General features: G+C 63.9%; 17 protein-coding genes. 10 read left to right on the top strand and 7 right to left on the bottom strand.

The window, feature by feature from the left end:
• Positions 1 to 9: 9 nt before the first annotated feature.
• The 4 genes from mnmG (at position 10) to EN859_RS24170 (ending at position 4,318) form a co-directional block, all read left to right on the top strand.
• Complete coding sequence (mnmG, locus tag EN859_RS24155) at positions 10 to 1,884, top strand: tRNA uridine-5-carboxymethylaminomethyl(34) synthesis enzyme MnmG (RefSeq protein WP_127855155.1); 1,875 nt, start codon at positions 10 to 12, stop codon at positions 1,882 to 1,884.
• Complete coding sequence (rsmG, locus tag EN859_RS24160) at positions 1,881 to 2,522, top strand: 16S rRNA (guanine(527)-N(7))-methyltransferase RsmG (protein ID WP_127855154.1); 642 nt, start codon at positions 1,881 to 1,883, stop codon at positions 2,520 to 2,522. Before mnmG ends, rsmG begins: the two co-directional genes overlap by 4 nt.
• Before the next feature lie 17 nt (positions 2,523 to 2,539).
• A complete protein-coding gene (locus EN859_RS24165; protein WP_127855153.1) occupies positions 2,540 to 3,340 on the top strand; it encodes a ParA family protein in 801 nt (266 codons plus the stop codon).
• A gap of 90 nt (positions 3,341 to 3,430) precedes the next feature.
• Positions 3,431 to 4,318 (top strand): ParB/RepB/Spo0J family partition protein, encoded by an 888-nt coding sequence (locus tag EN859_RS24170; RefSeq protein ID WP_127855152.1) that lies wholly within the window; start codon positions 3,431 to 3,433, stop codon positions 4,316 to 4,318.
• A 485-nt stretch (positions 4,319 to 4,803) separates the two neighbouring features.
• On the opposite strand, the gene holA is transcribed toward EN859_RS24170, so the two are convergent.
• Complete coding sequence (gene holA, locus EN859_RS24175) at positions 4,804 to 5,847, bottom strand: DNA polymerase III subunit delta (RefSeq protein ID WP_127855151.1); 1,044 nt, start codon at positions 5,845 to 5,847, stop codon at positions 4,804 to 4,806.
• Between the two features lie 379 nt (positions 5,848 to 6,226).
• Between holA and EN859_RS24180 the strand changes: the two genes are divergently transcribed.
• From EN859_RS24180 to lpdA, 4 genes are all read left to right on the top strand, one after another.
• Positions 6,227 to 7,459, top strand: coding sequence for a 3-methyl-2-oxobutanoate dehydrogenase (2-methylpropanoyl-transferring) subunit alpha (locus EN859_RS24180; protein ID WP_127855150.1), 1,233 nt, complete (start codon positions 6,227 to 6,229; stop codon positions 7,457 to 7,459).
• A gap of 2 nt (positions 7,460 to 7,461) precedes the next feature.
• Positions 7,462 to 8,475, top strand: coding sequence for an alpha-ketoacid dehydrogenase subunit beta (locus EN859_RS24185; RefSeq protein ID WP_127855149.1), 1,014 nt, complete (start codon positions 7,462 to 7,464; stop codon positions 8,473 to 8,475).
• Between the two features lie 7 nt (positions 8,476 to 8,482).
• On the top strand, positions 8,483 to 9,814 hold the full coding sequence (locus EN859_RS24190; RefSeq protein WP_127855148.1) for a dihydrolipoamide acetyltransferase family protein: 1,332 nt from the start codon (positions 8,483 to 8,485) through the stop codon (positions 9,812 to 9,814).
• A 252-nt stretch (positions 9,815 to 10,066) separates the two neighbouring features.
• Complete coding sequence (gene lpdA, locus EN859_RS24200; protein ID WP_127855146.1) at positions 10,067 to 11,464, top strand: dihydrolipoyl dehydrogenase; 1,398 nt, start codon at positions 10,067 to 10,069, stop codon at positions 11,462 to 11,464.
• A gap of 238 nt (positions 11,465 to 11,702) precedes the next feature.
• Here lpdA and EN859_RS24205 read toward each other — a convergent pair whose 3' ends face one another.
• On the bottom strand, positions 11,703 to 12,806 hold the full coding sequence (locus EN859_RS24205) for a saccharopine dehydrogenase family protein (RefSeq protein ID WP_127855145.1): 1,104 nt from the start codon (positions 12,804 to 12,806) through the stop codon (positions 11,703 to 11,705).
• A gap of 124 nt (positions 12,807 to 12,930) precedes the next feature.
• Here EN859_RS24205 and EN859_RS24210 point away from each other — a divergent pair, with 124 nt between their 5' ends.
• Positions 12,931 to 13,359: an Lrp/AsnC family transcriptional regulator gene (locus EN859_RS24210; protein WP_127855144.1), complete on the top strand. Its 429-nt coding sequence runs from the start codon at positions 12,931 to 12,933 to the stop codon at positions 13,357 to 13,359.
• A 237-nt stretch (positions 13,360 to 13,596) separates the two neighbouring features.
• On the opposite strand, the gene EN859_RS24220 is transcribed toward EN859_RS24210, so the two are convergent.
• The 5 genes from EN859_RS24220 to EN859_RS24240 form a co-directional block, all read right to left on the bottom strand.
• Positions 13,597 to 15,642, bottom strand: a complete 2,046-nt coding sequence (locus EN859_RS24220; RefSeq protein WP_127855143.1) for an aldo/keto reductase — start codon at positions 15,640 to 15,642, stop codon at positions 13,597 to 13,599.
• Positions 15,643 to 15,754: 112 nt separating this feature from the next.
• Complete coding sequence (gene ugpC / locus EN859_RS24225) at positions 15,755 to 16,876, bottom strand: sn-glycerol-3-phosphate ABC transporter ATP-binding protein UgpC (protein WP_127855142.1); 1,122 nt, start codon at positions 16,874 to 16,876, stop codon at positions 15,755 to 15,757.
• Between the two features lie 7 nt (positions 16,877 to 16,883).
• Positions 16,884 to 17,741, bottom strand: coding sequence for a carbohydrate ABC transporter permease (locus EN859_RS24230; RefSeq protein ID WP_127855141.1), 858 nt, complete (start codon positions 17,739 to 17,741; stop codon positions 16,884 to 16,886).
• On the bottom strand, positions 17,738 to 18,598 hold the full coding sequence (locus EN859_RS24235; protein ID WP_127855140.1) for a sugar ABC transporter permease: 861 nt from the start codon (positions 18,596 to 18,598) through the stop codon (positions 17,738 to 17,740). Before EN859_RS24235 ends, EN859_RS24230 begins: the two co-directional genes overlap by 4 nt.
• A 136-nt stretch (positions 18,599 to 18,734) precedes the next feature.
• Positions 18,735 to 20,006: an ABC transporter substrate-binding protein gene (locus EN859_RS24240; RefSeq protein ID WP_127855139.1), complete on the bottom strand. Its 1,272-nt coding sequence runs from the start codon at positions 20,004 to 20,006 to the stop codon at positions 18,735 to 18,737.
• A 106-nt stretch (positions 20,007 to 20,112) separates the two neighbouring features.
• Between EN859_RS24240 and EN859_RS24245 the strand changes: the two genes are divergently transcribed.
• The gene (locus tag EN859_RS24245) at positions 20,113 to 20,985 is read left to right on the top strand and encodes a helix-turn-helix domain-containing protein (protein WP_127855138.1); all 873 of its coding nucleotides are present in this window, start codon (positions 20,113 to 20,115) and stop codon (positions 20,983 to 20,985) included.
• Positions 20,986 to 21,242 lie beyond the last annotated feature (257 nt).

Here is a 21,242-nt window from a genome sequence, read left to right on the forward strand (position 1 = left end):
GATAACAGAATGACCGATCGTTATGATGTGGTTGTGGTGGGCGGCGGCCATGCCGGCTGCGAGGCTGCCAGCGCTGCCGCGCGCGCCGGCGCCAGGACGGCGCTGGTGACGCTGCGCTTCGACACGATCGGCGTGATGTCGTGCAATCCGGCGATCGGCGGTCTCGGCAAGGGGCATCTGGTTCGCGAGATCGACGCCATGGACGGGCTGATGGGCCGCGTCGCCGATGCGGCCGGCATCCAGTTCCGCCTGCTAAACCGCCGCAAGGGCCCCGCAGTCCGTGGCCCGCGTGCGCAAGCCGACCGCAAGCTGTACCGGCAGGCGATGCAGGCTGCGATTCGCAAGCAGGCTGACCTGGATGTGATCGAAGGCGAGGTGCTGGATCTCGAGATCGACAGCGGGCGTGTGACGGCGGTGCTGCTGGCTGGTGACCGAAGGCTTGCCTGCGGCGCCGTGGTGCTGACCACCGGAACCTTCCTGCGCGGGCTGATCCATATCGGCGAGAAGAAAATCGTCGCCGGCCGCATGAACGAGCAGGCCAGTCTCGGCCTGTCGGCCACCATGGCGCGGGCCGGCTTCAAGCTTGGCCGGCTGAAGACCGGCACACCGCCGCGGCTGGATGGCCGCACCATCGACTGGGCGTCGCTGGAGAGCCAGGCGGGGGACGAGGATCCGGTGCCGTTCTCGCTGCTGACCGATCGCGTTGAGAACCCGCAGATCAACTGCGGCATTACGCGCACCACTGGTGCCACGCACGAGCTGATCCGCGCCAATCTCGGTCGGTCCGCCATGTATTCTGGGTCGATCGAAGGCATCGGGCCGCGTTACTGCCCGTCGATCGAGGACAAGATCGTCAAGTTCGGCGACCGCGAGGGCCACCAGATCTTCCTGGAGCCGGAAGGCCTCGACGACGACACCGTGTACCCGAACGGCATTTCGACCTCGCTGCCAGAGGACGTGCAGCTCGCCATGCTGAAGACCATTCCGGGGCTGGAGCATGCAACCATGCTGCAGCCTGGCTATGCCATCGAATATGATCACGTCGATCCACGCGAGCTTGAGCCGACGCTGGAAACCAAGCGGATCGGCGGGCTTTTCCTTGCCGGGCAGATCAACGGCACAACCGGTTACGAAGAGGCGGGCGCGCAAGGGCTGCTCGCCGGCCTCAACGCTGCGCGCAAGGCCTCGGCAAGCGAGCAGATCGTGCTCAGCCGCACCGAGGCCTATATCGGTGTGATGGTCGACGATCTGACCAGCCGCGGCATCAGCGAGCCCTACCGCATGTTCACCTCACGCGCCGAGTTCCGGCTGTCGCTGCGCGCCGACAATGCCGATGAGCGGCTGACGCCGCTGGCCATGAAGCTGGAGGTCGCATCGCCACAGCGAATGCAACGGTTCAACAATGTCATGCAAGACCTTGAGAAGGCGCGGGTGCTGGCGCTTGGCACCACCACGACGCCCAACCAGGCTGCGCGTCATGGGCTTGAGGTCAACCGGGACGGCGTGCGCCGCTCTGCTTACGAATTACTGGCCTATCCGGGCGTCGACATTGCGTGGCTCGCCCGAATCGAGCCGGAGTTCGCGGCAATCGACGCCAGGACAGCCGAACGCCTCGAAACGGAAGCGAAATATTCGGTTTATCTCGATCGGCAGCAGGCGGATGCCGCGCAGATGAGGGTTGAAGAGAGCCGCTTGATTCCCGAATCGCTCGACTTTGCCAACGTTCCCGGCCTGTCCAACGAGCTGAAGCAAAAGATGCTGGCGCGCCAGCCGCGCTCCATCGCGGACGCACAGCGCATGGAAGGCATGACGCCGGCGGCGCTTGCCATCATCGTCGCGCATGTCCGCAACGCCGAGGCCGCTGCGCAAAGGGCTGTTGCGTGAGCGCTGCCTCGTGGGCGAGCCTGCAGGAGGCGGCCGGTCCGGTTTCACGTGAAACATTTGATCGCCTGGTCGAGTTCGAGCGGGTTTTCCAGAAATGGAACCGCCGGATAAACCTTGCGGCGCAATCGACGCTGGACGATGTCTGGCGCCGTCATATCCTGGACAGCGCCCAGCTTGCGCGAATCAAGCCGGACGCCAGGCGTTGGGTCGACCTCGGCTCCGGTGGCGGTTTTCCCGGCCTGATTCTCGCCTTCCTGCTTGCCGAACGCGATGGCGCCAGCATCGATCTGGTTGAAAGCAACCGGAAAAAGGCATCGTTCCTGCAGGCGGTCGTCGGGCAATTCGGATTACCGGCGCGCATCATTGCGCGGCGCATCGACGACAGCTATCCGCTTGTTTCGGCGCCGCAAATCGTCACCGCCAGAGCGCTTGCCTCGCTTCCGGCCCTGCTTGAGCTGTCGGCGCCGTGGCTGACCAACGGGGCTCGCGGCCTGTTTCATAAAGGCCGGGATTACCGCGCCGAGGTGGAAGAAAGCGCTCACCGATGGACCTTCGATCTGGTAGAACATTCGAGCATGACCGACCCGCATGGGGTCATCCTCGAACTGTCTGACCTGCGCCCGGCGACCTCGGAATGAACTTCTGGCATAGACCCATGATGAAGACTGGACCTCGAATCATCACCGTAGCCAATCAGAAGGGCGGTGTTGGCAAGACGACGACCGCCATCAATCTGGCCACGGCGCTGGCGGCCATTGGCGAGCGGGTGCTGATCGTCGACCTCGATCCGCAAGGCAATGCCAGTACCGGTCTGGGCATCGACCGGCGCGACCGCACCGTTTCGTCCTATGATGTGCTGACCGGCGAGCTCGACCTGGAAGCGGCGGCGATCCCGACGGCGGTGCCCGGCCTGTCGATCGTGCCATCGACGCTCGATCTGCTCGGCATCGAGATGGAAATCGCCTCGGCGCCGGACCGGGTTCTGCGGCTGCGCAACGCCTTGCGCGCCTCGGCCGAGCGGTCGGCCGAGTTCGGCTATGTGCTGATCGATTGCCCGCCGTCGCTCAATCTGTTGACGCTGAACTCGATGGCCGCGGCCGATTCGGTGCTGGTGCCGCTGCAATGCGAGTTCTTTGCCCTCGAGGGCTTGAGCCAGCTGCTGGAGACCGTCGAGCAGGTGCGCCGCTCCATCAATCCCGAGCTGACCATCCAGGGCATCGTGCTGACCATGTTCGACGGGCGCAACAACCTCGCCAACCAGGTGGTGCAGGATGTGCGGGCGCATATGGGCGACAAGGTTTATGAGACCGTCATTCCGCGCAATGTCCGCGTGTCCGAGGCGCCGTCCTACGGCAAGCCGGCGATCCTCTATGACCTCAAATGCTCAGGCAGCCAGGCCTATCTTCAGCTTGCCTCCGAAGTGATCCGCCGCGAGCGCAAGCTGCGCGCCGCTTGATGCAGTCGCCCAAAAGTGGAATCGGTTTTGGGACAACGACATGCATGATGACAAGAAGCCGATTCGATACCGAAACGATCTGGACAGACGATGAGTGAAGACCTTTCAAGAAAAAGACTGGGACGGGGACTGGCGGCGCTGATCGGCGAAATCGATCGTCCAGCCGCGCCGGAAAAGCAGAGCCTGACTGCGGACGGCAAGGTGCCGATCGAATTCCTCAGCCCGAACCCGAAAAACCCGCGTCGGCATTTTGGCGACGCCGACCTTACCGACCTGGCGCAGTCGATCCGCGAACATGGCGTGGTGCAGCCGGTGGTGGCGCGGCCGTCGCCGAAACTGCCCGGCCGCTACGAGATCATTGCCGGCGAACGGCGCTGGCGCGCGGCGCAGCGCGCCGGGCTGACCGAGATCCCGATCATTGTGCGCGATGTCAACGATCGCACGGCGCTGGAACTGGCGATCATCGAGAACGTCCAGCGCACCGACCTCAACCCGGTCGAGGAAGCGCTCGGCTACCAGCAACTGATCGACGAGCATGGCTATACCCAGGCCGATCTCGGCCAGGTGATCGGCAAGAGCCGCAGCCATGTCGCCAATACGCTGAGGCTGTTGAAGCTGCCCGACGTCATTCGCGACATGCTGGTCGACGGCGCGCTGTCGGCCGGCCACGCCCGCACATTGGTCACGGCCGAGGATCCGGCCGGCCTCGCCAAACGCATCGTCGAGGACGGGCTTTCGGTGCGCCAGGCCGAGGCGCTGGCACAGATGCCGGCCGGCCGTACTGCAAAGACTGCACGGCCACCGGCGAGCCCGCCAGAAAAAGACGCCGACACGCTGGCGTTGGAAAAACTGATGACCGACACGATCGGTATGATTGTCACGATCGAGCACAAGGAGCGCGGCGGCGTGCTCCGCGTCGCCTATCGGACGCTGGACCAGCTCGACGAGCTCTGCCGCCGGTTGAAGCAAGAGCGGTAGGCCCGGCTCGACACATTAGTCGGCAAACTAAAGTCGCCTACGAACTTCCGGGCGGGCCTAAAGACAATCGTTTCACGTGTAAGCCATTCATGGTCACTTGTTCTAGCTGGCGCTGCCCCTCACCTGCCTGCCGATATCTTCTCCCCGTCCAGTGACGGGGAGAAGGGCGCTCTCATCGACGGTTTCGCCAATCACCGGTGTTGCAAGGAGGGCGCTGCGGGCAAAGCTGCCAATCTCCTCCCTCGTGGGGGAGATGCCCGGCAGGGCAGAGGGGGGCGCGAAGGAACGCAAGCCTCGTTCACCCGCGACCCACCGTGAATCGTGCTTGAGGGCGCAATTGCGATCGATTGGGGGGCCGGGGGCGCGAGGGAATGCCGACCACGACCAGCCGGAAGCATGCCGAAGGTGTCATCGCGATCGACTGAGAAGTTGGAGGGACAGCGCGCCGGACATCTCCGCCACAAGGGGGGAGATTGGCAATTCTCCTACCTCTGCGCCAGCCGATTGCTCTCTACCGCAATGCCGAGCAGCGCTTGCCGTGCCAGCGCGACAGATAGGTCCGGCCTTCGCCGGGTCTGCAGGACCGCCGCCTGCAACCTGGACAAGGCGCGGCCGAGCGCCTCGACATTCCAGCGTTCGAGCGCCTTTTCCACCAGCTTTCGCCGCGAGAAAAAAACTGGCGGGCGAGCTGCGGCAACGACCGCCGCGGCGTTGCGGCCGCCGGCCTCCATCAAGCCGCGCAGGGCCTGGATCGTTTGCAATTGGCGCATTGCGGCCGACAGCACCAGGAAGGGCTGGCCGCCGGACTGACAATGGCGGGTGAAGGCGGCGTCGAAGTCGCTGATCCTGCCTTCGAGCAGGGCGTCGACGGCAGCGTCGAAGGACAGGCCGGAAACGTCGCCCGATGTCGCCTTGACGTCTTCCAGTCCGATTTCCTTCTGGCCGTTGGAATAGAGCACCAGCTTTTCAATCTCGCCGCGCGAAGCCAGCCGGTCGCCGCCGAGATTGCGGCGCAATGCCTGCCTGGCCTCTGGTGTCATCGACATGCCGGCCTTGCTCAGTTCGTCATCGATGACCGTGTCGATGTCCCTGGCCTCGTCGACGTAGCACGGCAGCGCCATGGCATTGTCGGCCGCCTCGACGACGGCCCGCAGTCCAACGCCCTTCTTCAGGTCGCCGGCCTCGATGAGAATGATCGCATCCCGCGCGGGCTCGGCGGTCAGCGCCTTGACGTCGTCGGCAAGCGCCTTCTGGCCGCTGGCATTGCGCACCCACAGCAGGCGCCGGTCCGAGAACATCGGCACGGTCCGCGCCTCGTCGAGCAGGCGGCCCTCGTCGCGGTCGACTTCCGAACCGTCCAGCCTGACCACCGAGAACGGATCGTCGAGCGGCAGGCCGGTCTTCGCAACGAAGGCCCGCGCCCGCTCGGCGACCAGCCCGCGATCGGGACCATAAAGCAGCACGATCGAGATGCGCGGGTCCGGCCGCGCCAGCCACGAATCGACCTCATAAGCTTTCTTCTGTGCCATTTCTGCTGGTTAGCATGATGCGGGCGCCGGGTGAACGGGCGCATGCAAACTGCCAGGCTGACGCACAAGCAACCACCTGGACCAGAGCGCGGCGATCCCGTTGCGCACCCGTCTCCGGCTTGGCCTGACCTGGATCTCAACACGCCGGCGCGAATTGCCTTATCTGGCGGAAAACCTGGCGTAGTCTTGTCCCAAATTGCGCAGCGCGGCAGAAGTTAGACAGGAAATTTCGAGCGCTTGTCTGCATTTTACCCAGCGGCGAAGGCGAGGCTGACACCGTCCGGGGGCATTTCAATCTGAAGTGCGACCCACGAATTGGCACTGGTCTGGCGGCGCAGATGTGCAAATATCCTACGGGCAACATTGGAGGATCAAGGTCATGGCCGATGCTGGAATGTTGCGCTTCCATGTTCCAGAACCGGAAGTGCGGCCGGGCGGCACTCCCGACTTCTCGAACGTTGCCATCCCCAAAGCCGGCTCGGTGCCGCGTCCCGAGATCGATGTCGATCCGCGTGACATTCGCGACATGGCGTTCTCGATCATCCGCGTCCTGAACCGCGCCGGCGAGGCCGTCGGACCCTGGGCCGGCCTGCTTTCCGACGACGAATTGCTGGAAGGGCTGCGCCACATGATGACGCTGCGCACCTTCGACGCGCGCATGCAGATGGCGCAGCGCCAGGGCAAGACCTCCTTCTACATGCAGCACCTCGGCGAAGAGGCGGTAAGCTGCGCCTTCCGCAAGGCGCTGGCGCCGGGAGACATGAACTTTCCAACTTATCGGCAGGCAGGACTGCTCATCGCCGACGGCTATCCGATGGTCACGATGATGAACCAGATCTATTCGAATGAGGCCGATCCGCTGCGGGGCAGGCAACTGCCGATCATGTATTCGTCGAAGGAGCATGGCTTCTTCTCGATCTCCGGCAATCTGGCGACGCAATATATCCAGGCCGTCGGCTGGGCGATGGCTTCGGCGATCAGCAACGATTCGAAGATCGCGGCGGCCTGGATCGGCGACGGTTCGACCGCGGAGTCCGATTTCCATTCGGCGCTGGTCTTCGCTTCGACCTACAAGGCGCCGGTCGTGCTCAACGTCGTCAACAACCAGTGGGCGATCTCGACCTTCCAGGGCATCGCGCGCGGCGGCGCCGGCACCTTCGCCGCCCGTGGTCTCGGATTCGGCATCCCGGCGCTTCGCGTCGACGGCAACGACTATCTTGCCGTCCATGCTGTCGCCAAATGGGCAGCCGAGCGTGCGCGCCGGAATCTCGGGCCGACGCTGATCGAATACGTCACCTACCGTGTCGGCGCACATTCGAGCTCCGACGATCCTTCCGCCTACCGGCCGAAAGCCGAATCCGACGCGTGGCCGCTCGGCGATCCGATCGTCAGGCTGAAGAACCATCTCATCCAGCGCAGCGTCTGGTCGGACGAACGCCATGCCCAGGCCGAAGCGGAAATCCTCGAAACGGTGATCGCGGCGCAGAGGGAGGCGGAGCGGCACGGCACACTGCACGCCGGCGGCAAACCCTCGACGCGCGACATGTTCGAAGGCGTCTATGCTGAAATGCCGCCGCATCTCAGGCGCCAGCGCCAGCAGGCGGGGGTCTGACCATGCCAAGACGGACCATGATCGAGGCGATCCGCGACGCCATGGACGTGTCGATGGCGCGCGACGAACGCGTTATCGTGTTCGGCGAGGATGTCGGCTTCTTCGGCGGCGTCTTCCGCTGCACGCAAGGCCTGCAGGCCAAATACGGCAAGAGCCGCTGCTTCGATGCCCCGATCAGCGAATCCGGCATCGTCGGCTCGGCCATCGGCATGGCCGCCTATGGCCTGAAGCCATGTGTCGAGGTGCAGTTTGCCGACTACGTCTATCCGGCTTACGACCAGATCGTCTCCGAGGCGGCGCGGCTGCGCTACCGTTCGAACGGCGATTTCACCTGCCCGATCGTGGTCAGGATGCCAACCGGCGGCGGCATCTTCGGCGGCCAGACCCACAGCCAGAGCCCGGAAGCGCTGTTCACCCACGTCTCCGGCCTGAAGGTCGTCGTGCCGTCCAACCCGCACGACGCCAAGGGGCTTTTGATCGCGGCGATAGAGGATCCTGATCCGGTGATCTTCCTGGAGCCGAAGCGGCTCTACAACGGCCCCTTCGACGGCCACCACGAGCAGCCGGTGACGCCGTGGTCGAAACATGAGCTCGGCGAGGTCGCCGATGGCCACTACACGATCGCGCTCGGCAAGGCGGTCATCCGCCGGCCGGGCGCGGCGGTGACCGTGCTTGCCTATGGCACGATGGTCTATGTCGCCCAGGCGGCTGCCGAGGAGACCGGCATCGATGCCGAGATCATTGATCTCAGGACGTTGTTGCCGCTCGATCTCGAGACGATCATTGCCTCGGTCAACAAGACCGGGCGCTGCGTGGTCGTGCACGAGGCGACGCTGACGTCCGGATTTGGCGCCGAGCTTTCGGCGCTGGTGCAGGAGCACTGCTTCTATCACCTGGAAGCGCCGGTGGCGCGGGTTGCCGGCTGGGACACGCCCTATCCGCACGCTCAGGAGTGGGATTATTTTCCCGGTCCGGCCCGGGTCGGCCGCGCCCTGCTTGAAACGATGGAGGCTTAGGTTCGAGATGGGCGAATATGTGATCAAGCTGCCCGATGTCGGCGAAGGCGTCGCCGAGGCCGAGCTCGTCGAATGGCAGGTCAAGGTCGGCGATCTTGTCCGCGAAGACACTGTGCTGGCCGCGGTGATGACCGACAAGGCGACGGTCGAAATCCCCTCGCCCGTCGATGGCGAGATCCTCTGGCTCGGCGCCGAAATCGGCGACACGGTAGCGATCGGCTCGCCAATCGTCCGTTTGAAGGTGGCTGGCGAAGGCAATGTCGGGCCGGAGACCGGCAAGGTAGAAAAGGCGGGGAAAGCCGAAGGACCGGCGGCTAAGCCGGCAGCCGCCAAGCCCGAGACTGCTCCCCCAGCTCCCGAAGCGTCGCCAAATGTCGCCGAGGCACCCGCGAAACCCGCGCCGCCTCCGGTCACGCCGAAGAATTCTGCGCGGCCCGACGTTTCCACTGCGCCACGCCCCGAAGGTGAAAAGCCGCTGGCCTCGCCCGCCGTCCGGCTCAGGGCAAAAGAGGCTGGGATCGATCTCAGGCAGGTCGTAGGCTCCGGCCCGGCCGGCCGCATCCGGCACGAGGATATCGACGCCTTTCTGGCGCGCGGGCCACAGCTCGCAAAAATATCCGGCCTTGCCCGCAACGAGGCGGTCGAGGACATCAAGGTCATCGGGCTCAGGCGCAAGATCGCCGAGAAGATGGCGCTGGCCAAGTCGCGCATCCCGCACATCACCTATGTCGAGGAGATCGACGTCACCGCGCTGGAGGAATTGCGCACCGCACTCAACAAGGAGAAGCGGGCCGGCGCAGAGCGGCCGAAGCTGACGCTGCTGCCGTTCCTGATGCGGGCGATGGTCAAGGCGATTGCCGACCAGCCCAATATCAACGCGCTGTTCGACGACGAGGCGGGCATCATCCACCAGCATGGCGGCGTCCATATCGGCATCGCCGCGCAAACGCCATCGGGCCTGGTGGTGCCGGTGGTCAAGCACGCCGAGGCGCGCGACGTCTGGGAGTGCGGCGCCGAGGTCAACCGGCTTGCCGAGGCGGCGAGATCTGGCACGGCGACGAGGGACGAGCTTTCGGGATCGACCATCACCATCACTTCGCTCGGCGCCATGGGCGGCGTGGCGACGACGCCGGTGATCAATCATCCGGAGGTGGCGATCGTCGGCGTCAACAAGATGATGGTGCGGCCGGTGTGGGACGGCACGCAATTCATCCCGCGCAAGATGATGAACCTGTCCTCCAGCTTCGACCATCGCGTCATCGACGGCTGGGATGCCGCCGTCTTCATCCAGCGCATCAAGACGCTGCTGGAAACTCCAGCGCTGATCTTTGTGGATTAGAGTGGGACGATCGAGATGATGGCGGGACAGCGCCCCCCTCTGCCTTGCCAGGCATCTCCCCCACTTGGGGGGAAATTGGACGTCACTTCGGCTTTCGCCAATCTCTACCATTGGAGGAGTTGGCGGAGCGGGGAAGCTGCCAATCTCCCCCGAGTGGGGGAGATGTCCGGCAGGACAGAGGGGGCGCGAAGGATCGCCACTGGGCGTTCTTTCCGAGCAGTATCGAGTGCGGCAATGAATTAGGGGCACGATATGAAGGAAATCTCCTGCAAGCTGCTCGTCATCGGCGCCGGTCCCGGTGGCTATGTCTGCGCCATCCGCGCCGGCCAGCTCGGCATCGACACGGTTATCGTCGAATTCGGCAAACCGGGCGGCACCTGCCTGAACGTCGGCTGCATCCCGTCCAAGGCGCTGATCCATGCGGCCGAGGAGTTCGAGAAGGTGTCGCATATGGCCTGCGGCCAGAGCCCGCTCGGCATCAGGACCGCGGCGCCATCGCTTGACCTCGCCACGGCTGTCGCCTGGAAGGACGGCATCGTTAGCCGGCTGAACAGCGGTGTTGCCGGCCTGCTCAAGAAGGTCGGGGTCAAGACCGTGCACGGCTGGGCGAAATTCCGCGACGGCAAGACCGTCGAGGTCGAGACCGAGACCGGGGTGCAGGTGATCCGTGCCGAGACGGTGGTGATCGCGACCGGGTCGGCGTCCGTCGAGCTGCCATCCGTGCCGTTCGGCGGGCCGGTGATCTCGTCCACCGAAGCACTGGCGCTGAGCGAAGTGCCGGAAAGGCTTGCCGTCGTCGGTGGCGGCTATATCGGGCTTGAGCTCGGCATCGCCTTTGCCAAGATGGGCGCCAGGGTGACCGTGGTCGAGGCCTTGCCGCGGGTGCTGGCGCAATATGATGCCGAGCTGACCCGGCCGGTGGTGAAGCGGCTCGCCGAGCTCGGCATCGAGGTGCTCGTGAACGCCAAGGCCAAGGGGCTGTCGACCAAGCGCGATGCGCTGCTGGTCGAAACGGCCACCGGCAAGAATGGCAAGATCGCTGCCGAGAAGATCCTGGTTACGGTCGGGCGCAGGCCGGTGATCGAAGGCTGGGGCCTCGAACAGATCGACCTCGACCGGGCGGGGAAATTCATCCGCATCGACGACCAGTGCCGCACATCGATGCGCGGCATCTTTGCCGTTGGCGACGTCACCGGCGAGCCGATGCTGGCGCACCGGGCGATGGCGCAAGGCGAAATGGTCGCCGAGATCGTCGCCGGCCACAAGCGCAGCTGGGACAAGCGCTCAATTCCCGCAATCTGCTTCACCGATCCGGAGCTGGTCACCGCCGGCCTGTCGCCGGAAGAGGCAAAAGGCCTCGGCGGCGAGATCAAGGTCGGGCTGTTTCCCTTTACCGCCAATGGCCGCGCCATGACCAAGCTTGGCGAGGACGGTTTTGTCCGAGTCGTTGCGCGCGCCGACAACCATCTGGTGCTCGGCATCCAGGCGGTCGGGCAGGGCGTGTCGGAGCTGTCGACAGCCTTCGGCCTAGCTCTGGAAATGGGCGCGAGGCTGGAGGATATCGCCGGCACCATCCACGCCCACCCGACTCAGGGCGAGGCGTTTCAGGAAGCGGCGCTGAAAGCGCTCGGCCACGCGCTGCATATTTGACATTGCGACGGTGCAGAAACCTTTGATGCCGGCAGGACAGCGCCCCCACTGTCCTGCCTGACATCTCCCCCAACGAGGGGGGAGATCGGCTATCACCGCCGGTTTCGTCAATTTTCCAAGTTTGCAGGAGTTGGCGAACGCCGAAGCTGCCAATCTCCCCCTCGTGGGGGAGATGCCCGGCAGGGCAGAGGGGGGCGCGAAGGATCGCCAACCCTTGGCTTAAAGCATTCCCGAAGCGTCAGCTCGCCAGCCGGCTCACCATTTCGTGCTGCGCATAGGCATGACCGAAGCGGTTGGCGAGGAAGGCGTCGAGCGCGATGTCTTCCTGCTTGATGAAGCCCTTTGCCGGCAAGGTTCCGTCGGCCAGCATGTCGAGCACGGCGCAGATGGCTGACGCGGTAGTGATCTGGATGGCGCTGCGCACGGTCTCGCCGACACGCTTGCTGTAGATCTTGTTGGCATAGGTCTCCTGCAACAAGCGGCCGTTCTTGCGGCCGCTGACAGTGACGAAGACGATGACCACGTCCTGCAGCGTTGCCGGCAAAGCGCTTTCAAAGATGTCCTTCAGCACGTCGCGGCGGTGGCGCAGGCCGAGGTCGTTGAGCAGCGCCTTCATGATCGCGGCGTGGCCGGGGTAGCGGATGGTGCGGTAGTTCAGCGTGCGCACCTTGCCCTTCAGCGTTTCGGCCAGCGTGCCGAGACCACCGGAAGTGTTGAACGCCTCGTAGGTGACGCCGTCGAGCGAGAATTCCTCGCGCTCCTCGAGCGGCGGCACCTCGACCAGCTCGCCTTCGACGATGGCCTCGCAGGGCTCGCAATATTCGTTGATGACGCCGTCCGTGCTCCAGGTCAAATTGTAGTTCAGCGCATTCGACGGGTATTGCGGCAGCGCGCCGACCCGCATGCGTACGCTTTCTAGCGTGTCGAAGCGGCTGGCGAGATCGTTGGCGACGATCGAGATGAAGCCCGGCGCCAGCCCGCATTGCGGAATGAAGGCGCTGTTGCCGGAGCGCGCCAGCTGCTTGACGCGCCTGGTGCTGACGACATCCTCGGTCAGGTCGAGATAGTGGACGCCGGCGCTGGCCGCCGCTTCGGCGATGCGCGTGGTCAGATGGAAGGGTGCTGCGCTGAGCACCGCGAACTTGCCGGCCAGGGCCGCCTCGAGGGTGCCGGCAGCCTCGATGTCGAGTTCGAGCGTGGCAACCGTCGCCGGCAGTTCGGCCGAGCTGAGCTGCGCCGCCGAGCGGTCGACGAGGGTGACTTGATAGTCGCCCGTAGCAGCAAGCATCTCGGCAATGGTCGAGCCGATCTTGCCGGCGCCGACTACAATGATTTTCTTCATGACCGGTTCCTCGCCCAAAGAGTTGATTGTGACGACAGAATCGCAGCTTGCCTGTCGAAAGGAAGTGTGGAATCTATCTGAACGAAGCCCATCTTTGATCAATATGCCGACGAGGTTCGTCGAAATGCTCAGCGATGCCGAACAAGCCCTACTCTCCCTGCTGCGCACCAACGCGCGCGCCTCGACGGCCGAACTGGCGCGGCGGCTCGGCGTATCGCGAACGACCGTGCAAAGCCGGATCGAGCGGCTGGAACAGCGCGGCATTATCACCGGCTACGGCGTCAGGCTGGCGCCGGATTACGAACAGGGACTGGTGCGGGCGCATGTCCTGCTCACCGTCACGCCCAAGCTTGCCGACAAGGTGGTGCGCAGCCTGCGGGATTTGGCGCCGGTGCGGACGCTGCATTCGGTAAGCGGCAATTTCGACATGATCGTCATCGTCGACGCACCGTCGATCAGGGATCTCGATACGCTGCTCGATGAGATCGGCGCCATGGACGGCGTCGAGCGGACGTCGTCGTCGATCATCCTGTCGACGCGGATCGATCGTTGATGGCCTGACGTTACGGGAACGAAGGCTTTCGGCCTCGGCGGGACAGCGCCCCCCTCTGCCTTGCCAGGGATCTCCCCCTCAAGGGGAGAGATTGGCAGCTTCTCGGAAAACGCTCGCTCGGCAACCTTGGAGATTGGCGAAATCCGAAGTGACGTCCAATCTCCCCTTGAGGGGGAGATCCCTGGCAAGGCAGAGGGGGGCGCGAAGGAATGCGACGCTTGTTTTTCTTCCCTCGAATCAGCCCCCGCGTTGCGCCCGGCGCCGCTCGGAACCGCTGTCCAACCACTCGAGATCGTCAGGCGAAAGCGAGATGTCGAGCGCTTGCAGACTGTCCTCAAGTTCGCCGAGGGTGCGCGGGCCAATCAGCGGAACGGACGGAAAGGGTTGCGCCAGGACATAGGCGAGCGCGACGTGGATTGGGCTCTTGCCCAGCCTGTCGGCAAGCTCGATGGCCCGGTCGCGGCGGCCGAAATTCCTGTCCGAGTACCAGACCCGGACAAGCTCTTCATTGTCGCGCTTGTCGCGCCCGGCGCGGTCGGTGAAGAAACCCCGCCCTTGGCTCGACCAGGCGAAATTCGGCATCTGCCGGGCAATCAGCCAGGCTTTCCATTCGTCGCTGGACGAGGTGACACAACCGGCCCAGATCGGGTCCAGCATCTCGGCCAGCGAAAAATTGTTCGATAGTGCGCCGGGCTTCTGCTTGCCGGTGCGCTCGGCATAGGCAATCGCCGCGTCCATGCGTTCCCTTGTCCAGTTCGAGCCGCCGAACGGGCCGCGAATACGGCCGGCCCTGGCCTCCTGGTCCATGGCATCGACGAATTCGTCGACCGGCACATCCGGATTGTCACGGTGCATGAAATAGATATCGACATAGTCGCTCTGCAGCCGGTCGAGCGACTGGGCGAGCTGCTTGCCGATCACGTCGGGATAGCAGAGCGGGGAGTGTGCGCCCTTGCCGATGACCACCGATTGCTCGCGCACGCCGCGGTTCTGCAGCCAATTGCCGAGTAGCGCCTCGGTGTAGCCGGCGCCGTAGACATAGCCGGTGTCGAACAGATTGCCGCCGGCCTCGAAAAAGCCGTCGAGCAGGATTGCGCCCGAGGAGAAGGTGCGGAAATCCTCAAAGCCGAGCGCCAGGCATGAGGCCGGTCGCCGCAAGCCCGGAATTTCGCGCTTGCGGATGGCGGTGCCGCCTGAACGCAACGGCCGGCCAGAGATCGTGTTGAAGCGTTTTGCCGGCTTCTCGATCTCGTATTCGAGCCCGACCGCGGCGCGCCATTTGTCGAGCACGCGCAGATTGCCGAGACTGTCGGCCCAGCCCATGCCCGGCCAGGCAAGCTCCTGTTTCCCCGCCAGGATCGCCTCACCCGCGGCGTCGACCTCGAATGCGTAAAGCCAGCGGTCCTCCTTGACCTCGATCACCTGGTTACCGTCCGGGCCGGGCCGGATGATGCGAATTTCGCCGGTGCCGCCTTCCTTGCCGCCAGCGTACCAGAAATCCGCGACCTCTATGCGGCCCTTGGTGCCAACGATGCGCAGCACATTGTCCTGCGCCAGCGAAATGCTGCACGAGACTTCGGCGACGATGCCATCCGGGAAATGCAGCAGCGCCGAAGCCCACTCGTCGACGCCGGACTGGCCGAGATGCGCCGCGCCGACCACCTTGTCCGGCTCGGCGAAAGGCTTTCCGACCGCCGCTCCGGCAATCAGCCGCGCCATCGAGACGGGATAGCCGCCGACATCCAAAATGCCGCCGCCGGCGAGATCGTTGGCATAGAGCCGGTGCTCCGGCATGAAGCCCGGCATGGCGAAGCCGAAGCTCGACTTGATCATCCTGATGTCGCCGATTGCGCCGGACTTGACCAGCTCGACCAGCTTCAGCGTTTGCGGATGCAGCCGGTACATGAAGGCTTCGCCTAAAAACGTGCCGGCCTTGCGCGCGGCATGGATCATCGCGTCGGCCTCGAAGGCGGTCAGCCCCATCGGCTTTTCGCAAAGCACGTGCTTTCCCGCCTCGGCCGCCTTGATCGCCCATTCGGCATGGGTTGGGTGCGGCGTCGAAATGTAGATCGCATCGCTCTCGGGATCGCTGAGCAATGCGTCGTAGCCGTCGAGGATGCGAGCCCCGGGGAAGTTCTCGGCGAGGCCGGCCTTGCCGGGATTGCGTGCGCCGATCGCGGCAAGCGTGCCGGTGCGCGAATGCGCCACGCCGCCGGCAAAGGCCTTGGCGATGTTGCCGGGCCCGAGAATGCCCCAGCGAATTTTTCTCGATTCGGAATTCATTTCAAATCTCCTTGAGGTCGCCGCCACGCACCGCGATCGGGCAAAGAAAGCTTGGCGCTGTTTTTTCGAGCATGATGCCGATAGCCGGGAACCGGTTCTCGGAGATCATCCTCTAGCGAATGCGTGCGCCGGTGGTGTCGAAGAGCAGCGACCGGCCGGCCTTGATCGACACCACCAAATGGTCGCCGTTCGCCCGATGCCGCGATGCCTCGCGCTCGATGATCAGTTCCTCTTGCCCGGTATTTGCCCCGATATTTGCCCCGGCATTGGCCCCTGCATTGGCATAGACATAGCTCACCGATCCGAGGTGCTCGGCGACATCGGCCTTGACGGCGATGTCGCAATCGCCCTGGCCGGCATCGAAGAAATGCTCAGGCCGGACGCCGAGGACGACATCGGTGCCGGCCGCTGGCGGCACGTCCGCAAGCGGCTTGCGCAGCCGGGCGCCGCCATGGTTGGCGAGCTCGACGATCGCCGCACCGCCGTCGGCCCCGACCACCTTGGCGGCCAAAAAATTCATCTTCGGCGAACCGACGAAACCGGCGACGAAGCGGTTGGCCGGGTCGTCGTAGAGATCGAGCGGCGCACCGATCTGCTCGATGTCGCCGCCGTTGAGCACGACGATCCTGTCGGCCAGTGTCATCGCTTCGGTCTGGTCGTGCGTCACATAGATCATGGTGACGCCGAGTTCCTTGTGGAGGCGCGATATCTCGACCCGCATCTGCACCCGGAGCTCGGCGTCGAGATTGCTGAGCGGCTCGTCGAACAGGAACACCTGCGGCTCGCGCACGATGGCGCGGCCGATGGCGACGCGCTGGCGCTGGCCGCCCGACAATTGCCTGGGGCGCCGCTTCATCAGCTCGGTGATGCGCAGGATTTCGGCCGCCCGCTTGACGCGCCGGTCGGTGTCGGCCTTGGCGTTGCCGGTCATCCTCAGGCCGAAGCTCAGATTCTGCTCGACCGTCATGTGCGGATAAAGCGCGTAGGACTGGAACACCATGGCGATGCCGCGGTCGGCCGGCTCGACATCGTTCACCAGCTTGCCGCCAATGGCGATCTCGCCGCCGCTGATGTCCTCGAGCCCGGCGATCATCCTCAGCAAGGTGGACTTACCGCAGCCGGAGGGGCCGACAAAGACAACGAATTCGCCGTCGTTGATGTCGATGTCAGCGCCGTGAACGACCTCGAAGACGCCGAAGCGCTTGACGACATTTTTGAGTGTGACTGCCGCCATGCTGATCCTATTTGATGGCGCCGGCGGCGATGCCGGCGACGAAATGACGCTGTAGAAGCACGAACACGACGAGCATCGGCGCCGTCAGCAAAACCGCGCCGGCCATGATGCCGCCCCACGACACCTTGGTGAGGCCGATCAGCGTGCCGAGTGCCACCGGCGCCGTCATCGAACCCGGCCGGCTGTTGATCAGCAGCGGCCAGAGATAGTTGTTCCAGGAGGCGAGGAACAGGATGATGGCGAGTGCCGCCAGCATCGGCCGCGCCAGTGGCAGCGCGACGAACAGGAATATCCGCCATTCCTTGACGCCCTCGACCCTGGCTGCATCGAACAGGTCGCCCGGCATCATCGAGAAGCTCTGCCGCATGAACAGCACGCCAAGCGAATTGAATAGCGGCGGCACGATCAGCGCCACCCAGGTGTTGGCGAGCTTGAAGTCGCGCGCCACCATGATGAATTGCGGGATCAATACGACCGCGTAGGGAAGCGTGATGGTGCCGAGGATGATGGCGACAACCATGCCCTTGCCGAAGAACTGGTAGCGGGCCAGCGCCCAGCCGGCCATCGAGGTGAGCAGCACCGACAGGAACGTATAGGTCACGGCCACCGAGACGGAGATGCCGATGGCGCCGACGAAGTTGGTGTCACGCTGCAGATTGTTGAAATTCGCGAGGAAATTGCCGTGCGGCAGCATTTCGATGCCGGGGCTGAAGATGCCGTTGTCGGGCATGGTCGAGAAAACCGCCATCATCCACAGTGGAAACAGCCAGATCAGCGCCAGCGGCGTCAGGAAAAGATGCAGCGCGATGCTGCGTCCCAATCTGGCTCGGGAATGCGAACGTCTGGCTGGGGGATGCGAGCTCATTTCGGTTCCCTCGTCAGCCAGATCTGCACCAGCGAGATTGCGATCGCCAGCCCGGCCATGGTGTAGGCGATGGCCGAGGCGTAGCCGAAATTGAGCGACCTGAAGCCCTGGCGATAAAGCAGCAGCCCGAGCGTTTCGGTGCCGCCGCCCGGCCCGCCGCGCTCGGTGATCAGGAACGGCTCGGTGAACAGCTGCATGGTGCCGATGATCGACAGCACGGCGCAGAACAGGATGATCGGCTTGAGCAGCGGCAGGGTGATGTAGAAGAACTGCTTGAGCTTGCTGACGCGGTCGAGCGTCGCCGCCTCATAGACGTCCTCGGGGATCGACTGCAGGCCGGCAAGCAGGATGATGGCGTTGTAGCCGGCCCAGCGCCAGGTCACCGCGATCATGATCACCGCCATCGCCGGGGTGACGTTGGAAAACCAGTCGACGCTGGGCAGGCCGACGCTGTTCAGCAGCTTGTTGATGATGCCGAAATTGAGGTTGAACATCAGCCGGAACACCGCCGAATAGGCAACCTCGCCGACCACCACCGGGGCGAAGAAGGCAAAGCGGAACAGGCCACGCGCCTTGAGCAGCGGCGAATTCAGAAGCACGGCCATAACGATCGCCAGCGAGATCATCACCGGCACCTGGATGACAAGGATAAGCAGCGTGTTCTTGAGCGCGTTGAAGAAGGCCGGGTCGCCGATCAGCCGGCCCCAGTTGAAGCCGGGCGCGAACCGCCACGGCACGGTGCGCGTCGCCTGGAAGGAGATCATGAAGGAATCGATGATCGGCCATACCCAGAAGATCGCAAAGATCAGCAGATAGGGCGCGAGGAAGCGATACGCCGTGGCATTCTGATGACGCATCGTTTCCTCCTTTCGCCTTGGCGAGTTCCCACGGTGTCGTCACCAGCGGGATCCCGGTTTTGTTGGTCGTTGTCTGCTGAAGCGCGCGGAATGGTCCGGGCAGCACGAGCGCCGCCCGGATCCGTCTCGGTTTAGATCACTCCTTGACCGGCAGGCCGGTCGCCGAGGCGATCTGGCTTGCGGCATCGTCGAGCGCCGCTTTGGCATCCGGATAGCCGCCGCCGAGATATTTGGTCTGCACCGCGCGGACGATGATTTCGGCGTCGCTCTGGAACGGCGTGCCGCGGCTGGGGACGATCTTGGGCAAGGTGCCGAGGATGTCCTTCCACACTGCCTGGCCGCCCCAGTAGGGCAACCCTTGCGAGACGTATGGATCGTCGAGCGCCGAGATCAGCGAAGGCACGAGGCCAAACTCCTTCAGCATCGTCACCTGGCCCTCATTGGTCTCGAGGGTGTACTTCAGGTAGGCGTAGGCGGCTTCCTTGTTCTTGCTCACCGAGGTGATGGCGAGCGACGAACCGCCGAGATTGGCGGCGCGCGGACCATCGGCGGTGAGACTGGGCATCAGGTAGACGCCCCACTTGCCGTTGCCGTCGGGCGACTCGGTGCGCACGGTGCCTTCATACCAGCCGCCATACATCTGCGTGGCGACCTTGCCGGCGGTGTTGTTGGTGATCTTGGTGCCCCAGTCCGCCGAGTCGATGATGCCGGCGTCCTTCATCTCCTTGATCTTGGTCATGGTGTCGACGCATTTGGGCTGATTGACCGTGATCGACTGCCCGTCGGCGGCAAAATAGGCGCAGCCCTGCTCGTTCGAGATCATGCGGAAGAATTCGGAGTCGCCGTTGAAGTCGGCATTGGTCATCGTCACGCCCGGATTGGCGGCCTGGATCTTCTTGCCGGCGGCAATGAAATCGTCCCAGGTCTTGATCGATGCGGGATCGACGCCGGCCTTCTCGTAGAAGTCACGGCGGTAGAACATCGCCACCGGGCCGGAATCCCACGGCATCGCATAGGCCTTGTCGGCCACTTCGAGCTCGGTGCGCTTGAAATCGGGGAATTTTGCCTGGTCCTCGGCGGCGTAGCCGAGCGTGTGAAGGTCGACGAAGCAATCCGGGAACTGGCTCCAGTAGTTCTCGGCCTCGCCGTTCTCGATCGTGACGATATCCGGCAATCCCTCGCCGCCGGCGGCACAACCGGCGATCGACTTGTCGTAGGTCGGCTGGTTGCCGAGATCCTGGACGGTGACCTTGATGTCGGGGAATTGCTTGTTGAAGCCGGCGACGGTCGCCTTCAGCGACGAAGCGGCGATGTTCCAGCTCCAGATCGTGATTTCGCCAGATTGCGCAAACGCCGGGCTGGAGCCCAGGGCAAGCGCGAGCGCGGCGCAGGTCAGTGTAGTGCGCATTGAAATCCTCCCATTTCATTTGCTCTCTCTTCGCGAGCGTGGCTAGACTAGGCTGTGGGGAAGGCTTGTCCGCGACAAAGGGAATAAAAAATTGGCGGAAAGTAAGATGCCGGAAAGGCCGTTCTACCAGCCTGGCGCCAGCAGCGTGGAAGGCCTGCCGCTGCTTTTGCAGACGTTTCACAATCACCCCCTGGTGATGCTCAAGCCGCATTGGCATGCCCAGGTCGAGGTCAATTTCATCATGTGCGGCGCCGTGCACTACCGCATGAACGACCACGCGATTTCACTGTCGGCAGGCGAGATGTGCCTGTTCTGGGGCGGCCTGCCGCACCAGATGGACGATGCGTCGGACGATGCCGTCTTTGCCGGCGCGCATCTGCCACTGGTGCACTTCTTCCGGCTCCACCTGCCCGCGGACATTCGCAACCGGCTGATGACAGGCGCGACATTGGTGACCGGCGCCACCGACCAGTCCGACAGCCACAATTTCGAGCGCTGGAACCGCTATGTCCGGTCAGGCGATCCGGCCAAAGCCGAGCATGCCGTGAACGAGCTTCTGCTGCGGCTGGAGCGGGTGCGGTTCGAGCCCTACCGGCTGGTACCCGAAACCCCGATCGGGCAGGACGCAGGCAGTCCCTTCGATCAGCAGTCCCTGCGCAATGTCGGGCGCATGTGCGACTTCATCGCGGAGAATTTCCTCTACGACATCGACTGCGTCGATATTGCGGCGGCGGCCGACATCCATCCCAAATACGCCATGAACACCTTCAAGAAATCGACCGGCATGACGCTCAACGAATATGTCAACCTGCTGCGGCTCAGCTACGCCCAGGCACTGCTGATGCATCAGGACGCCAACGTGCTGCGCGTCGCCATGGACAGCGGCTTCGGCTCGCTCAGCGCCTTCAACAAGTCGTTCCGCAAGCTGGCCGGCATGTCGCCCTCCGATTTTCGCAGGGGTGTGACGGGGGCTAGGTAGCGGTGATGGTCAGTCACCTGAAAGCGAAAAAGCCGCGGCGAACCGCGGCTTTTCGATGCTTGATTCCCTGGGAGGAAACTGGAGCGGGTGAAGCGATTCGAACGCTCGACCCCAACCTTGGCAAGCGAAAAATTACGCCGTTTCTGCATTTCACAGCAGTACGCTGGATACCGTCCGATTGCGCGCCAGAACGCGCTCTCTACTCGTTGCCTTTTTCAACTGGGAACAACTCCGATGGAGTCTGGGGAATTTCCGTG

The sequence above is a fragment of the Mesorhizobium sp. M00.F.Ca.ET.216.01.1.1 genome (genome assembly GCF_004010325.2).
GTDB lineage: Bacteria > Pseudomonadota > Alphaproteobacteria > Rhizobiales > Rhizobiaceae > Mesorhizobium.

What these genes read in the sequence shown, in the direction of transcription:
- mnmG (WP_127855155.1), top strand. Translation starts at nt 10, where the DNA reads ATGACCGATCGTTATGATGTGGTTGTGGTGGGCGGCGGCCATGCCGGC.
- EN859_RS24165 (WP_127855153.1), top strand. Translation starts at nt 2,540, where the DNA reads ATGATGAAGACTGGACCTCGAATCATCACCGTAGCCAATCAGAAGGGC.
- EN859_RS24170 (WP_127855152.1), top strand. Translation starts at nt 3,431, where the DNA reads ATGAGTGAAGACCTTTCAAGAAAAAGACTGGGACGGGGACTGGCGGCG.
- holA (WP_127855151.1), bottom strand. Translation starts at nt 5,847, where the DNA reads ATGGCACAGAAGAAAGCTTATGAGGTCGATTCGTGGCTGGCGCGGCCG.
- EN859_RS24180 (WP_127855150.1), top strand. Translation starts at nt 6,227, where the DNA reads ATGGCCGATGCTGGAATGTTGCGCTTCCATGTTCCAGAACCGGAAGTG.
- EN859_RS24185 (WP_127855149.1), top strand. Translation starts at nt 7,462, where the DNA reads ATGCCAAGACGGACCATGATCGAGGCGATCCGCGACGCCATGGACGTG.
- EN859_RS24190 (WP_127855148.1), top strand. Translation starts at nt 8,483, where the DNA reads ATGGGCGAATATGTGATCAAGCTGCCCGATGTCGGCGAAGGCGTCGCC.
- lpdA (WP_127855146.1), top strand. Translation starts at nt 10,067, where the DNA reads ATGAAGGAAATCTCCTGCAAGCTGCTCGTCATCGGCGCCGGTCCCGGT.
- EN859_RS24205 (WP_127855145.1), bottom strand. Translation starts at nt 12,806, where the DNA reads ATGAAGAAAATCATTGTAGTCGGCGCCGGCAAGATCGGCTCGACCATT.
- EN859_RS24210 (WP_127855144.1), top strand. Translation starts at nt 12,931, where the DNA reads ATGCTCAGCGATGCCGAACAAGCCCTACTCTCCCTGCTGCGCACCAAC.
- EN859_RS24220 (WP_127855143.1), bottom strand. Translation starts at nt 15,642, where the DNA reads ATGAATTCCGAATCGAGAAAAATTCGCTGGGGCATTCTCGGGCCCGGC.
- ugpC (WP_127855142.1), bottom strand. Translation starts at nt 16,876, where the DNA reads ATGGCGGCAGTCACACTCAAAAATGTCGTCAAGCGCTTCGGCGTCTTC.
- EN859_RS24230 (WP_127855141.1), bottom strand. Translation starts at nt 17,741, where the DNA reads ATGAGCTCGCATCCCCCAGCCAGACGTTCGCATTCCCGAGCCAGATTG.
- EN859_RS24235 (WP_127855140.1), bottom strand. Translation starts at nt 18,598, where the DNA reads ATGCGTCATCAGAATGCCACGGCGTATCGCTTCCTCGCGCCCTATCTG.
- EN859_RS24240 (WP_127855139.1), bottom strand. Translation starts at nt 20,006, where the DNA reads ATGCGCACTACACTGACCTGCGCCGCGCTCGCGCTTGCCCTGGGCTCC.
- EN859_RS24245 (WP_127855138.1), top strand. Translation starts at nt 20,113, where the DNA reads ATGCCGGAAAGGCCGTTCTACCAGCCTGGCGCCAGCAGCGTGGAAGGC.